The sequence below is a fragment of the Pseudomonas sp. AC169 genome, assembly GCF_979258515.1.
Genome location: NZ_OZ409866.1, coordinates 4776462 through 4791188 on the forward strand (window position 1 = coordinate 4776462; position 14727 = coordinate 4791188).

The 14727-nt window shown below is 58.9% G+C and carries 12 protein-coding genes; 8 read left to right on the forward strand and 4 right to left on the reverse strand.

Annotated elements, in window-relative coordinates:
* Window positions 1-138 precede the first annotated feature (138 nt).
* The 8 genes from ppsA (at window position 139) to ACZZ0G_RS21490 (ending at window position 8378) form a co-directional block, all read left to right on the forward strand.
* Window positions 139-2514 carry a phosphoenolpyruvate synthase gene (gene ppsA, locus ACZZ0G_RS21455; RefSeq protein WP_007916410.1) on the forward strand — a complete coding sequence of 792 codons (2376 nt, stop codon included), beginning with the start codon at window positions 139-141 and terminating at the stop codon, window positions 2512-2514.
* Between the two features lie 185 nt (window positions 2515-2699).
* Window positions 2700-3689, forward strand: coding sequence for an alpha/beta fold hydrolase (locus tag ACZZ0G_RS21460; RefSeq protein ID WP_463557434.1), 990 nt, complete (start codon window positions 2700-2702; stop codon window positions 3687-3689).
* A 218-nt stretch (window positions 3690-3907) separates the two neighbouring features.
* A complete protein-coding gene (gene rraA, locus ACZZ0G_RS21465; protein ID WP_095120045.1) occupies window positions 3908-4399 on the forward strand; it encodes a ribonuclease E activity regulator RraA in 492 nt (163 codons plus the stop codon).
* A gap of 21 nt (window positions 4400-4420) precedes the next feature.
* A complete protein-coding gene (locus ACZZ0G_RS21470; RefSeq protein ID WP_463557435.1) occupies window positions 4421-5416 on the forward strand; it encodes a zinc transporter ZntB in 996 nt (331 codons plus the stop codon).
* A gap of 63 nt (window positions 5417-5479) precedes the next feature.
* Entirely contained in the window at window positions 5480-5728 is a 249-nt protein-coding gene (locus tag ACZZ0G_RS21475; RefSeq protein ID WP_008076827.1) for a hypothetical protein, read from the forward strand.
* A 2-nt stretch (window positions 5729-5730) separates the two neighbouring features.
* Window positions 5731-6555, forward strand: a complete 825-nt coding sequence (locus ACZZ0G_RS21480) for a mechanosensitive ion channel family protein (protein WP_007916401.1) — start codon at window positions 5731-5733, stop codon at window positions 6553-6555.
* A 90-nt stretch (window positions 6556-6645) separates the two neighbouring features.
* Window positions 6646-7236 (forward strand): RNA polymerase sigma factor SigX, encoded by a 591-nt coding sequence (sigX, locus tag ACZZ0G_RS21485; protein ID WP_011333251.1) that lies wholly within the window; start codon window positions 6646-6648, stop codon window positions 7234-7236.
* A gap of 107 nt (window positions 7237-7343) precedes the next feature.
* On the forward strand, window positions 7344-8378 hold the full coding sequence (locus ACZZ0G_RS21490; RefSeq protein WP_463557436.1) for an OmpA family protein: 1035 nt from the start codon (window positions 7344-7346) through the stop codon (window positions 8376-8378).
* A gap of 62 nt (window positions 8379-8440) precedes the next feature.
* Here ACZZ0G_RS21490 and cobA read toward each other — a convergent pair whose 3' ends face one another.
* The 4 genes from cobA to nirB are packed head-to-tail and all read right to left on the reverse strand — an operon-like array spanning window position 8441 to window position 14703.
* A complete protein-coding gene (gene cobA, locus ACZZ0G_RS21495; protein WP_463557437.1) occupies window positions 8441-9208 on the reverse strand; it encodes a uroporphyrinogen-III C-methyltransferase in 768 nt (255 codons plus the stop codon).
* Between the two features lie 13 nt (window positions 9209-9221).
* The gene (locus ACZZ0G_RS21500) at window positions 9222-11936 is read right to left on the reverse strand and encodes a nitrate reductase (RefSeq protein WP_463557438.1); all 2715 of its coding nucleotides are present in this window, start codon (window positions 11934-11936) and stop codon (window positions 9222-9224) included.
* The gene (gene nirD, locus ACZZ0G_RS21505; protein ID WP_016985592.1) at window positions 11936-12253 is read right to left on the reverse strand and encodes a nitrite reductase small subunit NirD; all 318 of its coding nucleotides are present in this window, start codon (window positions 12251-12253) and stop codon (window positions 11936-11938) included. The genes ACZZ0G_RS21500 and nirD overlap by 1 nt, the downstream gene beginning before the upstream one ends.
* On the reverse strand, window positions 12250-14703 hold the full coding sequence (gene nirB, locus ACZZ0G_RS21510; RefSeq protein WP_463557439.1) for a nitrite reductase large subunit NirB: 2454 nt from the start codon (window positions 14701-14703) through the stop codon (window positions 12250-12252). Before nirB ends, nirD begins: the two co-directional genes overlap by 4 nt.
* Window positions 14704-14727 lie beyond the last annotated feature (24 nt).

Here is a 14727-nt window from a genome sequence, read left to right on the forward strand (position 1 = left end):
ATATGATAGGCGCGATTTGTTGGCCGCCAATGGCCAGCATTCTCACTTATTTTCCAGGTCCAGGCCATACAACCGGCCAAGGCTCCCCCGGGCCGCCGGTTTCTGAGCTTTTCCAACACAGTTAGTGGAGAGATCACCTTGGTAGAGTACGTAGTTTCCCTCGATAAGCTCGGCAAACACGATGTTGAGCATGTGGGGGGCAAGAACGCATCCCTGGGCGAGATGATCAGTAACCTGGCAGGCGCCGGTGTTTCGGTCCCCGGCGGCTTCGCCACGACGGCTCAGGCTTATCGTGATTTCCTCGAACTGAGCGGCCTCAACGACCAGATCCACCAGGCCCTCGACGCGCTCGATGTTGACGACGTCAACGCCCTGGCCAAGACCGGCGCACAGATCCGTCAATGGATCATGGAAGCCGAATTCCCGGAAAAACTGAATGCCGAAATCCGCACCGCGTTCGCCGCGCTGTCGGCCGGCAATCCTGATGTGGCCGTGGCCGTGCGTTCCTCCGCCACCGCTGAAGACTTGCCGGACGCCTCGTTCGCCGGTCAGCAGGAAACCTTCCTGAACATCCGTGGTGTGGAAAACGTTATCCGCGCCGCCAAAGAGGTGTTCGCTTCGCTGTTCAACGACCGTGCGATTTCCTACCGCGTGCACCAGGGCTTCGACCACAAACTGGTCGCCCTGTCGGCTGGCGTGCAGCGCATGGTGCGTTCGGAAACCGGTACTGCCGGCGTGATGTTCACCCTCGACACCGAATCCGGTTTCCGTGACGTCGTGTTCATCACCGGCGCCTACGGCCTGGGTGAAACCGTCGTACAAGGCGCGGTGAACCCGGACGAATTCTATGTCCACAAGGGCACGCTGGAGGCCGGTCGTCCGGCGATCCTGCGTCGCAACCTGGGCAGCAAAGCGATCAAGATGATCTACGGCGACGAAGCCAAGGCCGGTCGTTCGGTCAAGACCATCGATGTCGACAAGGCTGATCGTGCGCGTTTCTGCCTGTCCGACGCTGAAGTCAGCGAGCTGGCCAAGCAAGCGATGATCATCGAGAAGCACTACGGCTGCCCGATGGACATCGAGTGGGCCAAGGACGGTGACGACGGCAAGCTGTACATCGTGCAGGCGCGTCCGGAAACCGTGAAAAGCCGCACCCAGGCCAACGTCATGGAACGTTACCTGCTGAAAGAAACCGGCACCGTGCTGGTGGAAGGTCGTGCGATTGGCCAGCGCATCGGCGCCGGTAAAGTGCGCATCATCAAAGACGTCTCCGAGATGGACAAAGTCCAGCCGGGCGACGTGCTGGTTTCCGACATGACTGACCCGGATTGGGAACCGGTCATGAAGCGCGCCAGCGCCATCGTCACCAACCGTGGCGGCCGTACCTGCCACGCAGCGATCATCGCCCGTGAGCTGGGTATTCCGGCAGTGGTCGGTTGCGGCAATGCCACCCAACTGCTGAAGGATGGCCAGGGCGTGACCGTGTCCTGCGCTGAAGGCGACACCGGTTACATCTTCGAAGGCGAACTGGGCTTCGACATCAAGAAGAACTCCGTCGACGCCATGCCGGAGCTGCCGTTCAAGATCATGATGAACGTCGGCAACCCGGATCGTGCCTTCGACTTCGCGCAACTGCCGAACGCCGGTGTCGGCCTGGCCCGTCTGGAGTTCATCATCAACCGCATGATCGGTGTGCACCCGAAAGCGCTGTTGAACTACGACGGTCTGCCGCAGGAAATCAAGGACAGCGTCGACAAGCGTATCGCCGGTTACAACGACCCGGTCGACTTCTACGTCGACAAACTGGTGGAAGGCATCAGCACCCTGGCGGCGGCGTTCACGCCGAAGAAAGTCATCGTGCGCCTGTCGGACTTCAAGTCCAACGAATACGCCAACCTGATCGGCGGCAAGCTGTACGAGCCGGAAGAAGAAAACCCGATGCTGGGCTTCCGTGGCGCTTCGCGTTACATCAGCGAATCGTTCCGTGACTGCTTCGAACTCGAATGCCGCGCGCTGAAACGTGTGCGCAACGAGATGGGCCTGACCAACGTCGAAATCATGGTGCCGTTCGTGCGTACCCTGGGCGAAGCGAGTCAGGTCGTCGATCTGCTCGCCGAAAACGGCTTGAAGCGCGGCGAAAACGGTCTGCGCGTGATCATGATGTGCGAACTGCCATCCAACGCGATCCTTGCTGAAGAATTCCTCGAATTCTTCGACGGATTCTCGATCGGTTCCAACGACCTGACTCAGCTCACCCTGGGCCTGGACCGCGATTCCGGTATCATCGCGCACCTGTTCGACGAGCGTAATCCGGCGGTCAAGAAGCTGTTGGCCAACGCGATTGCCGCGTGCAACAAGGCCGGCAAGTACATCGGTATCTGCGGTCAGGGTCCTTCGGACCACCCGGATCTGGCCAAGTGGCTGATGGAGCAGGGCATCGAAAGCGTGTCGCTGAACCCGGACACCGTGCTGGAAACCTGGTTCTTCCTCGCTGAAGGCCAGACACCGGCTTAAAGAGTATGTGAACGGCCCGCTTTCCTTGTGGGAGCGAGCCTGCTCGCGAAGACGGAGCAACATTCAACAGTGATGTTGGCTGACACTCCGCTTTCGCGAGCAGGCTCGCTCCCACAGGAGGCGGGTTTTGAGATTGAAGTAGGGCGGGCTCCTGTAGATGCCGCCCTTTTTTGTGCAAGAGCATTATGCAAAGCAGCAGCAACCTATTTCCTGTCGCCCTGATCAGCGCCGAACGGCGCGGCGATCTGAGCGAAGACGTGTATCGCTTGAAACCCGGCAACAGCCCCGACTGGTCCGTGGAAATCGCCGTGACCCGTTTGGGCATGGCCGATGACTCGGCCTCTCGCGGTGTGCCGGTCATTTTGCTGCATGGCAGCTTTTCCAATCGGCGCTTCTGGTTTTCACCCAAAGGCCTTGGCCTGGGCGCGTATCTGACGCGACTGGGGTTCGACGTGTGGATTCCGGAGATGCGCGGCCACGGCTTGTCGCAACGCAACGAGGAATACCGGCGCAACCGTGTCGCCGACTATGCCCGTTACGATCTGCCGGCGATTGCTGCGTTCGTGCGTGAGCAGAGCGGACAAGTGCCGCACTGGATCGGCCATTCGCTGGGCGGCATCACCTTGGCCGCCGCGCTCGGTGGCGAGTACTTGGGCGAGCCGGCGGTGGCTTCGGCAGCGTTTTTCGGCACCCAGGTCAGCCGCACTTACTGGCCGCTGAAAATCCCGCCGGTGGAATGGAGCGGGCGCTTTATTCTCAAGCGTTTCGCGCAATTGTCGGGTTCACGCCTCAAACGTGGTCCGGAAGATGAGCCGATTGGTCTGGCGTTGGAAAGCATGCGCTGGTACGGCTTGTTCGGCCGTTTTGGCGACAAGGACAAGGATTGGTGGGCGGGGCTGGCCGATGTTCAAGTGCCAGTGCTGGCGGTGACCGCAGCCGGCGATCATCAGGATCCGGCCTGGGCCTGTCGCAAGCTGTTCGAGCAGATCGGTTCCGAGCACAAGCAGTTCATCAATCTGGGGCGCGAGCAGGGCTTCAACGATAATTTCGGTCATGTTGAAATGTTGGTGAGCAAAGCGGCGCAAACTGAAGTGTGGCCATTGGTGGCGCGTTGGTTGAACGATCAGCACACGCCGTTGCTGGGCGAGAAGGCGGATCTGGCGGCTGCAGGCTGAGACTGAAAAGGGCATTTCGTTCAGGTTGGCTTGCGGCTAAGATATGACGAATTGTGCGGTTCTGGTCATATTCGGTGGCTGTTTAGCGATTAAGTTTCAGCGTTTGTTCAGGTTCATTCAGCGAACATTCAATGAGCTAAGGTAAACAGCGACCACTGGAACTCGTCTCTTCAGAACGCGGCATCCTTGATCGTCTTCCTTTTTACAGGAGTTTTTCGATGAACCATTACCTTACGCCTGACCTGTGCGACGCCTATCCGGAGCTGGTGCAGGTGCTGGAACCGATGTTCAGCAATTTCGGCGGCCGTGATTCATTCGGCGGCGAAATCGTGACCATCAAATGCTTCGAAGACAACTCACTGGTCAAGGAACAGGCTGAACTCAAGGGCAACGGTAAAGTGCTGGTGGTCGATGGCGGCGGTTCGCTGCGCCGGGCACTGCTGGGCGACATGATCGCCGAAAAAGCCGCTAAAAACGGCTGGGAGGGGCTGGTGATCTATGGCTGCATCCGTGACGTCGACGTCATCGCCCAGACCGATCTGGGCGTACAGGCCTTGGCCAGTCATCCGATGAAAACTGAAAAACGTGGTATCGGCGACCTCAACGTCCCGGTGACTTTCGCCGGCGTGACGTTCCACCCGGGCCACTACATTTATGCGGACAACAACGGCGTGATCGTTTCGCCGAGTCCGCTGAAGATGCCTGAATAAGCTTTCGACAAAGGGATGCGGATGTTCGAGGAAGAAAACGCGCAGTGGGGGCTGGTGCATGCCCTGGTGCTGGACGGAAAAGGCGGTGCGCGTTCGATAGCCCGGACTGAGCTCGACGATTTGCAGTTGCAGGCCCATGAAAGCCTGTGGCTGCATTGGGATCGCAGTCATCCGCAGACCCAGACCTGGCTGCGCAAATCCAGCGGTCTCAACGAATTTACCTGCGATCTGCTGCTGGAAGAGAACACGCGTCCGCGCCTGTTGCCGTTGCCGGATTCCGAGCTGCTGCTGTTTCTGCGCGGGGTCAATCTCAATCCCGGCGCCGAGCCGGAAGACATGGTCTCGGTGCGGATTTTCGCTTCGGCCCAGCGAGTTATTTCCCTGCGTTTGCGCCCATTGCGCGCCACCGATGAGCTGCTGGCTCAATTGGCGGACGGCAACGGCCCGAAAACGGCCTCTGAACTGATCCTTTATCTGGCGCAGTTCCTCACCAACAAGGTGCAGGATCTGGTCACTTGCCTCTCGGAAATCGCCGATGAGGAAGAGGAAAAGATGGATGCCGACGAACGGTATACCCCCGAGCATGGCGCCATTTTGCACATCCGCCGCAGGGCTGCCGGGCTGAAGCGTTTTCTTGCACCGCAGCGGGATATTTTCGGACAACTGACGCGGATAAAACTGCCCTGGTTTGTCGAAGACGACGCCGATTACTGGAACGAATTGAATAACAGCCTGACTCGCTACCTCGAAGAACTCGAATTGACCCGAGAGCGCGTGGGGCTTGTGCTGGAGGCTGAAGACCGGCGTTTGAGCGAGCGTATGAATCGCACGATGTACCGCTTCGGCATCATCACCTGCATCTTTTTGCCGATGAGTTTCATCACCGGTCTGCTGGGTATAAACGTTGGCGGCATTCCATTCGCCAGCAGCCCCTATGGTTTCCTGATCGCCTGCTTGACGGTGCTCGCCCTGGCCTTCGGCCAGTGGTGGTTATTCCGTCGTTTGCGCTGGGTCTGAACATGGCGCATGTGACCCGACCAAATCTGCCCGCGTCTTTCACAGACATCACGAGAGGTGCGTATGCACGATCCGTTTGAACAGTCTTTGCGCGACATGCTCAACGCTTCACCGTCCAGCCGCGACGACGATGCGTGCCTGGGCCGCGTACTCAAAACCGCCAACCGCCAGGTCGGCGCCGGCGATCTGTTCAGCCTGCTGGGCCGCTGGCTGCCCGCGCTGATGATCGCCCTGAATAACGGATCGGCCCATGTCTCGCCGGTTTCCCGTCTTCGTAAACCTACCGCTCGCACTGCTGATAAGGCTGATTGAATATGGAACTCGACCTCTGGACTCAGAGCCTCGTCACTGCAATGACTGCGTTGTGGACCAAAGTGGCCAACTTCATCCCGAACCTGTTCGGCGCACTGGTCGTGCTGCTGTTGGGTTTCGTCGTGGCCAAACTGCTCGATACCTTGCTGTCGAAACTGCTCGCCAAACTCGGCCTCGATCGCCTGATGGGCGGCACCGGTTTGACCAAATTGATGTCTCGCGCCGGACTGCAGGTGCCGATCTCGACCCTGATCGGAAAAATCGTCTATTGGTTCGTTCTGCTGATATTTTTGGTTTCTGCAGCAGAATCCCTTGGACTTGAGCGAGTTTCAGCTACGCTGGATATGTTGGCGCTGTATTTGCCGAAAGTATTCGGCGCCGCGCTGGTGTTGCTGGTAGGTGTTTTGCTTGCGCAACTGGCCAACGGACTGGTGCGCGGGGCGGCGGAAGGCGTAGGCCTGGACTACGCTTCGGGACTTGGTCGGATAGCTCAGGGGCTGGTGATCATCATCAGTATCTCGGTGGCAATCAGTCAGCTCGAAGTCAAAACCGACCTGCTGAACCATGTGATTGTCATTGTATTGATTACCGTTGGTCTGGCGGTTGCGCTGGCCATGGGTTTGGGAAGCCGGGAAATTGCCGGTCAGATTCTTGCGGGAATCTATGTGCGTGAGTTGTATCAGGTTGGGCAACAAGTGCGTGTTGGCGAGGTCGAAGGGCAGATCGAGGAGATCGGCACGGTTAAAACCACGTTGCTGACCGATGAGGGTGAGCTAGTCTCTCTCTCCAATCGGATCCTGCTGGAACAGCATGTGAGTAGCCGCTAATCCGGCAAACCCTGCTAATGTATGCCGCCGCAAAATGCCAGCTGATGCTGGTTGCGGTGGACATTGACCTGACTGTCGGCACGACTTGTTTTGAATAAAGCCCAAACGCTATCCACGCGCTACGACCCCCGCGAGCTCTCTGATGAGGAGTTGGTCGCGCGCTCGCATACCGAGCTTTTTCACGTAACGCGCGCCTATGAAGAACTGATGCGGCGTTACCAGCGAACATTATTTAACGTTTGTGCGAGATATCTTGGGAACGATCGCGACGCAGACGATGTCTGTCAGGAAGTCATGTTGAAGGTGCTGTATGGCCTGAAGAACTTCGAGGGGAAATCGAAGTTCAAAACGTGGCTCTACAGCATCACGTACAACGAATGTATTACGCAGTATCGGAAGGAACGGCGAAAGCGTCGCTTGATGGACGCATTGAGTCTTGACCCCCTCGAGGAAGCGTCCGAAGAAAAGGCGCCAAAACCCGAGGAGAAGGGCGGGCTTGATCGCTGGCTGGTGTATGTGAACCCGATTGACCGCGAAATTCTGGTGCTTCGATTTGTCGCAGAGCTGGAATTTCAGGAGATCGCAGACATCATGCACATGGGTTTGAGTGCGACAAAAATGCGTTACAAACGTGCTCTAGATAAATTGCGTGAGAAATTTGCAGGCATTGCTGAAACTTAGTTCAGCGCAAATATCTCTTACGTGTAGGCAAGTTCTGATAGACTTGCCGCCGAGTTGTCCCCCGGTTTGCGGGACTGCTTCACAATCACCAGATGGGGATTTAACGGATGAAACTGAAAAACACCTTGGGCTTGGCCATTGGTTCTCTGATTGCCGCCACTTCGTTCGGCGCTCTGGCACAAGGCCAAGGCGCAGTTGAAATCGAAGGCTTCGCAAAGAAAGAACAATTCGACAGCGCTCGTAACTTCAAGAACAACGGCAACCTGTTCGGCGGTTCGATCGGTTACTTCCTGACCGACGACGTTGAACTGCGTCTGGGCTACGACGAAGTGCACAACGTGCGTTCCGACGACGGTCGTAACATCAAGGGCGCTAACACCGCTCTGGACGCTCTGTACCACTTCAACAACCCAGGCGACATGCTGCGTCCGTACGTATCGGCTGGTTTCTCCGATCAGAGCATCGGTCAGAACGGTTCCGGCGGTCGTGACCGCTCCACCTTCGCCAACGTTGGCGCTGGTGCCAAGCTGTACTTCACCGACAACTTCTACGCTCGTGCCGGCGTTGAAGCTCAGTACAACATCGACCAGGGCGACACCGAGTGGGCTCCTAGCGTTGGTATCGGTGTGAACTTCGGTGGCGGCTCCAAGCCTGCTGCTGCTCCAGTTCCAGCACCAGCTGAAGTCTGCTCCGACAGCGACAACGACGGCGTTTGCGACAACGTTGACAAGTGCCCGGACACCCCAGCCAACGTAACTGTTGACGCTGATGGCTGCCCAGCAGTTGCTGAAGTTGTTCGTGTTGAGCTGGACGTTAAGTTCGACTTCGACAAGTCGGTTGTGAAGCCAAACAGCTACGGCGACATCAAAAACCTGGCTGACTTCATGAAGCAGTACCCATCCACCACCACTACTGTTGAAGGTCACACTGACTCCGTCGGTCCTGACGCTTACAACCAGAAACTGTCCGAGCGTCGTGCAAACGCCGTTAAGCAAGTTCTGACCAACCAGTACGGTGTTGAATCGTCCCGCGTTCAGTCTGTTGGCTACGGCGAATCCCGCCCAGTTGCTGACAACAAAACTGACGCTGGCCGCGCTGTTAACCGTCGCGTAGAAGCGCAGGTTGAAGCTCAAGCTAAGTAATTAGCTGCCGCTCTGAGAAAAGCCCGGCTTAGGCCGGGCTTTTCTTTGTCTGCGATTTGGCTTTACCGGGCGCGAGCCGCCACTTTGCAGGAACTGCCGAAGGCTGCGATCTTTTGATCTGCTGCAACGGCCGCCACGGCGCCAATCACCAGAATCGCCGGACTTTTCAGTCCAAACGCACAGGCATCGTTACCCATGCCCCGCAGATCACTCCGACATTCACGCTGCTCGGGTAGGGATGCATTCTCGATCATCGCCACCGGCGTATCCGCCGCCATCCCGCCTGCCAACAGCTGATCGCGAATCTCCTCAAGCTTGGCCACGCCCATATAAACCACCAGCGTCGTGCCGCCCTGCGCCAGTGCCTGCCAGTTCAGTTGGCTGTCGTCCTGCGTGTGCGCCGTCACCAGCGTCACCCCACGCGCGACCCCACGCAACGTCAGTGGAATATCGCACTGCGTCGCCCCGGCGAGCCCGGCGGTAATCCCGTTGACCAACTCCACCTCGACCCCACGCTCGCGCAGCCACTGCGCCTCTTCACCGCCCCGGCCGAAAATGCACGGATCGCCGCCCTTGAGGCGCACCACACACTTGCCTTGACGGGCATAACGCAACATCAGGCGATGAATAAACGCCTGCGGTGTCGAGCGGCAACCCCCGCGTTTACCCACTGCAATGATGCGGGCGCCAGGACAGTGCTCCAGCACCGCGTCGTTGACCAGATCATCGATCAGCACCACATCGGCTTCACGCAGGGCGCGTAGTGCTTTGAGGGTCAGCAATTCGGGATCACCAGGACCTGCACCCACCAGCCAGACTTTTGCATTCATGGTGTTTTCCTCATCAGATGACGGCGGCTGGCTGCACGTCGGCAGCCAGCAAACGTTTTATTTCCGGGACACACGAGCCGCATTGCGTGCCGCAGCCCAAATTGTTTTTCAAACCTTGCAGATCCAGACCCTGGCGAATACCGGCGCAAACCGCGTTGAGGCTGACGTTTTTGCAGTTGCACAGGGTTTTATCCGCAGTAATCTGCGCCCCGGCACTGCCCGGCGGCGCACTCATCGGTGCCAGTAACCAGCGCCGCAGTTGTTCGTCCGCACGGCCTTCCAGCCACAACCCTTGCAGCCAATGCTGGGCGAGAGTCTCGCCAGCCAGGCGAATCGCAGTGATCCGACCATTTTCAATACGCACACGCTTGCCGATGGCCCGGCGGGGGTCGTCATAGGCCACAACCGGGCCGTCGATCAGCGACAGGCAATGGTCGATTTCACTGAGCAATTGCGCATCGGGTGCCTCACTGCTCGCAGCGCGTATCAGCAGTGCCGATCGCTCACGTCCGACAAGGCTGAGACTTACGTAGGAAAACGCCTCACAGAGCGGTCTAAGCGTCTCGAAATGCCGTTGAACATCGCCTTCGATCAGTGCGAAAAGCTGCCACGGCAGATTGACTGGCTCCAGGCGCACACCGCTGTGTTTGAGTTCCGGTTGTTTCGACAGTGGATCAAAGGCCGGCAAGGTCAGGGTGTTCACGCCACCCTTGAGAAAGCGGTCGCCCCAGTGCATCGGTAGAAACGCTTGCCCTGGACGCACGCTGTCATCGCTGCCGACTGCGACGATCACCGCGCCGCGACGACTTTTCAGATTGACCAGATCGCCCGGCTGCAAGCGATGACGGCGCAATTCGTCTGGATGCAGACTCAACACCGCTTCGCTGACATGCCCGAACAGTTGCGCCGCCGTGCCGGTGCGGCTCATACCGTGCCATTGATCGCGCAGGCGGCCAGTGATCAACGTCAGCGGAAAGCGTGCGTCGCGCTGTTCTTTGGCGGCGCGGTACGGCTCGGCTATGAATTGCGCGCGCCCGGTGACCGTAGGAAAAATACCGTCCTCGTAAAGTCGTGGTGTTCCTTCGCGAGCACCGACAGGGAAGGGCCATTGCTGTGGCCCGATCTCGTCGATCAGCGCATGACTGATCCCGGACATATCCAGATCCCGCCCGCGCGTCAGCCCTTTGAATTCATCGAACAGCTGCGCAGGTTGGGTGAACGCAAACAGACTCGGTTCACCGGGGCGCAGACGTTTCTCCAGGCGTTGTGCGAATTCCACGGTGATCGCCCAATCCGGCCGCGCTTCACCGGGTGGGAGAATGGCTTTGCGCACGTGGGAAATGCGTCGCTCGGAGTTGGTCACAGAACCTTCTTTCTCGCCCCAACTGGCGGCGGGCAACAGCAGATCGGCGTGCGCAGCGGTTTCGGTGATGCGAAAGGCTTCCTGCAAAACCACAAACGGACACGCTTCCAGTGCTGCTCGCACCGAGTGTTGGTCGGGCATCGATTGAGCAGGGTTGGTGCAGGCAATCCACAATGCCTTGATCTGGCCACTGCGCACCTGCTCGAAAAGTTCGATGGCACTGAGCCCGGTGTTTTCCGGCAACCGATCAACACCCCAATAAGCCGCCACTTGCGCGCGATGCTCAGGGTTGGCCGCGTCGCGATGGCCGGGCAACAGATTCGACAAACTGCCGGTTTCCCGTCCGCCCATGGCATTTGGCTGACCGGTGAGGGAGAAAGGTCCTGCACCCGGACGGCCAATTTGCCCTGTGGCCAGGTGAAGGTTTATCAACGCACTGTTCTTCGCGCTGCCGGCGGTGGACTGGTTCAGACCCATGCACCACAGCGACAGAAAACTCGGCGACGTACCGACCCATTCGGCGCACTGCTGCAATTGCTCGACGCTGATCCCGCACAGTTGCGAAACCATTTGCGGGGTGTAGTCGCGCACCAGACTCTTCAGTTCGGCGAGGCCATCGGTGTGCGCCTTGACAAAGTCGCGGTCGATCCAGTCTTCCCACAACAACAGGTGCAAAATCCCATGGAACAAGGCGACATCGGTACCGGGCAGAATCGCCAGATGCAGGTCGGCGAGGTCGCAGGTGTCGGTGCGCCGCGGATCAATGACGATGACTTTCATCTGTGGGCGGCGGGATTTTGCCTCTTCCAGCCGACGAAAAAGTACCGGATGGGCGTAGGCCATGTTGCTGCCGACAATCATCACGCAATCGCTGAGTTCCAGATCCTCATAGCTGCACGGCGGGGCGTCGACGCCGAGGCTGCGCTTGTAGCCGACCACGGCTGAGGACATGCACAGGCGTGAATTGCTGTCGATGTTGTTGGTCCCGACCAGTGCCCGCGCCAGTTTGTTGAAGGCGTAGTAATCCTCGGTCAGCAGTTGCCCGGAGATATAGAACGCCACGCTGTCCGGGCCGTGCTCGGCAATGGTCTCGGCGAAGACGTTGGCGGCGTGTTCCATTGCCGTGTCCCAGTCCGTGCGGCTGCGCGCCAGGCCTTTGCCCAGACGCAGTTCCGGATACAGCGCGCGAGCCGCGAGGTCGCCGGTCAGGTGCAGGGTCGAGCCTTTGCTGCACAGTTTGCCGAAGTTGGCCGGATGCGCCGGATCGCCACTGACGCCGAGGATGCGCTCGCCGTCATGCTCGATCAGCACGCCGCAGCCGACACCGCAATAACAGCAGGTCGAGGCGGTCGTCTGGCGGTTCATCAGATCGCGTCCCGCAGGGCCAGTTGCACGCGACCGTTCTCGACCCGCGCCGGATGATGATGCGCGCAACCGATGTCCGGGGCTTGGGCTTCTCCAGATTCGAGGTCGATCTGCCAGTTGTGCAGCGGGCAGGCGACGCGTTTGCCGTAAATCAGACCTTGCGACAGCGGTCCGCCCTTGTGCGGGCAGCGGTCGTCGAGGGCGAAAACTTCGTCGTCGCTTGTGCGAAAAATCGCGATGTCACCTTTCGGCCCGGCAATGATCCGCGAACCGAGGGCGTTGATCTCGTCGAGGGCACAGATATCCAGCCAGTTCATGCTGGCACCTCCAGATTTTTCACAGGAATGACGTCGAATTCTTTCTTCAGTTGCGGCTGCGCCAGACGTTCTTTCCACGGGTCTTGTTCGAACGACAGGGAGAATTGCAGGCGTTCGTTCAGCGCTTTGCGCCGCTCGGGGTCTTCCAGCACGGCTTTCTTGATGTGCTCCATGCCGACCCGCTGCAGGTAGTGCACGGTGCGCTCGAGGTAGAAGGCTTCTTCGCGGTACAACTGCAGGAACGCGCCGTTGTATTCACGGACTTCTTCGGCGGTTTTCAGCTTGACGAAGAATTCGGCGACTTCGGTTTTGATCCCGCCGTTACCGCCGATGTACATCTCCCAACCGGAGTCGACGCCGATGATTCCTACGTCTTTGATCCCCGCTTCCGAGCAGTTGCGTGGGCATCCGGAGACAGCGAGTTTCACTTTGTGCGGCGACCACATGTTGAACAAGTCGTGCTCAAGTTCTATGCCCAGTTGTGTCGAGTTTTGCGTGCCGAAGCGGCAGAACTCACTGCCGACGCAGGTTTTAACAGTGCGGATGGATTTGCCGTAAGCGTGGCCGGAGGGCATGTCGAGATCTTTCCACACGCCGGGCAAGTCCTGCTTCTTGATGCCGAGCAAATCGATGCGCTGCCCGCCGGTGACCTTGACCATCGGCACGTTGTATTTGTCAGCCACGTCGGCAATCCGCCGCAGTTCCGACGGGTTGGTCACGCCGCCCCACATCCGTGGCACCACCGAATAAGTGCCGTCCTTCTGGATGTTGGCGTGGGCGCGTTCGTTGATCAGGCGCGATTGCGGATCGTCCTTGGCTTCGCCGGGCCAAGTGGAAATCAGGTAATAGTTGAGAGCAGGGCGGCACGTTGCACAGCCGTTCGGCGTGCGCCAGTTGAGGTAGCTCATGGTGCCGGCGATGGTCAGCAGATGCTGTTCGCGAATAGCCTGACGGATCTGCCCGTGGTTGAGATCGCTGCAGCCGCAGATGGCTTTTTCGCTTTTCGGTTTGACGTCCGCCGCGCCGCCGACGGTGTTGATCAGGATCTGTTCGACCAGCCCGGCGCACGAGCCGCAGGAGCTGGCTGCTTTGGTGTGTTTCTTCACCTCGTCGACGCTGAACAGGCCGTGTTCCTGAATGGCTTTGACGATGGTGCCTTTGCACACGCCGTTGCAGCCGCAGACTTCGGCGGTGTCGGCCATGACCATGGCTTTGTCCTGGCCCTGATGTCCTACGTCGCCGAGGGCGTTTTCGCCAAACATCAGGTGATCGCGGATCTCGCCGATGGCGTGATTCTCACGAATCTGTCGGAAATACCAACCGCCGTCTGCCGTATCGCCGTACAGACAGGCGCCGACCAGCACGTCATCCTTGATCACCAGTTTTTTGTAAACGCCGCCGATCGGGTCGGAGAGGGTGATGGTTTCCGTGCCTTCGCCGCCCATGAAGTCGCCGGCGGAAAACAGGTCGATGCCGGTGACTTTGAGTTTGGTCGAGGTCACCGAACCCTGATAACGGGCGAATCCCAGTTGCGCGAGGTGATTGGCGCAGACCTTGGCTTGTTCAAACAGCGGCGCAACCAGGCCGTAAGCGATACCGCGATGGCTGGCGCATTCGCCGATCGCGTAGATGCGCGGGTCGTAGGTTTGCAAGGTGTCGTTGACCAGAATTCCGCGATTGCACGGGATGCCGGCCTTCTCCGCGAGCTCGGTGTTGGGACGAATGCCGGCGGCCATCACCACCAGATCGGCAGGGATGATGTCGCCGTTCTTGAACTGCACTGAGCCGACCCGACCATTGCCAGCGTCGTGCAAGGCCTGGGTCTGTTCGCACAAACGGAAATGCAGGCCACGGGATTCGAGGGCGCTTTGCAGCAGTTGGCCGCTGGTCTTGTCGAGTTGCCGTTCCAGCAGCCATTCGCCGATGTGCACCACGGTCACGTGCATGCCGCGCAGCATCAGGCCGTTGGCGGCTTCCAGTCCGAGCAGGCCGCCGCCGATAACCACCGCGTGCTTGTGGGTTTTCGCAGTGTCGATCATGGCCTGGGTGTCGGCGATATCGCGGTAGCCGATCACGCCGTTCAAGGTGTTGCCGGGAATCGGCAGGATGAACGGCGTCGAACCGGTGGCAATCAGCAGACGGTCATATTCAGCCTCGGTGCCGTCCTCGGCGATCACCCGACGTTTGACCCGGTCGATCTCCACCACTTTGCGGTTAAGCAACAATTTGATGTTGTTTTCCAGATACCAGTCGAGGTCGTTGAGCACGATCTCCTCGAAGGTCTGCTCACCGGCCAGCACCGGTGAAAGCAGAATGCGGTTGTAGTTGGTGTGCGGTTCGGCGCCGAAGACCGTGATGTCGTACAGCTCGTTGCTCAGCTTGAGCAGTTCTTCGAGGGTGCGGACCCCGGCCATGCCATTGCCGATCATCACCAGTTTGAGTTTTTTCATCAGGTTCTCCGGGGAGCTGCGGCT

Bases quoted from the DNA above. Each gene is read 5' to 3' on its own strand.
- rraA (WP_095120045.1), top strand. From the start codon at position 3,908: ATGAACCATTACCTTACGCCTGACCTGTGCGACGCCTATCCGGAGCTG.
- ACZZ0G_RS21475 (WP_008076827.1), top strand. From the start codon at position 5,480: ATGCACGATCCGTTTGAACAGTCTTTGCGCGACATGCTCAACGCTTCA.
- cobA (WP_463557437.1), bottom strand. From the start codon at position 9,208: ATGAATGCAAAAGTCTGGCTGGTGGGTGCAGGTCCTGGTGATCCCGAA.
- nirD (WP_016985592.1), bottom strand. From the start codon at position 12,253: ATGAACTGGCTGGATATCTGTGCCCTCGACGAGATCAACGCCCTCGGT.
- nirB (WP_463557439.1), bottom strand. From the start codon at position 14,703: ATGAAAAAACTCAAACTGGTGATGATCGGCAATGGCATGGCCGGGGTC.
- ACZZ0G_RS21500 (WP_463557438.1), bottom strand. From the start codon at position 11,936: ATGAACCGCCAGACGACCGCCTCGACCTGCTGTTATTGCGGTGTCGGC.
- ACZZ0G_RS21470 (WP_463557435.1), top strand. From the start codon at position 4,421: ATGTTCGAGGAAGAAAACGCGCAGTGGGGGCTGGTGCATGCCCTGGTG.
- ACZZ0G_RS21460 (WP_463557434.1), top strand. From the start codon at position 2,700: ATGCAAAGCAGCAGCAACCTATTTCCTGTCGCCCTGATCAGCGCCGAA.
- ACZZ0G_RS21490 (WP_463557436.1), top strand. From the start codon at position 7,344: ATGAAACTGAAAAACACCTTGGGCTTGGCCATTGGTTCTCTGATTGCC.
- ACZZ0G_RS21480 (WP_007916401.1), top strand. From the start codon at position 5,731: ATGGAACTCGACCTCTGGACTCAGAGCCTCGTCACTGCAATGACTGCG.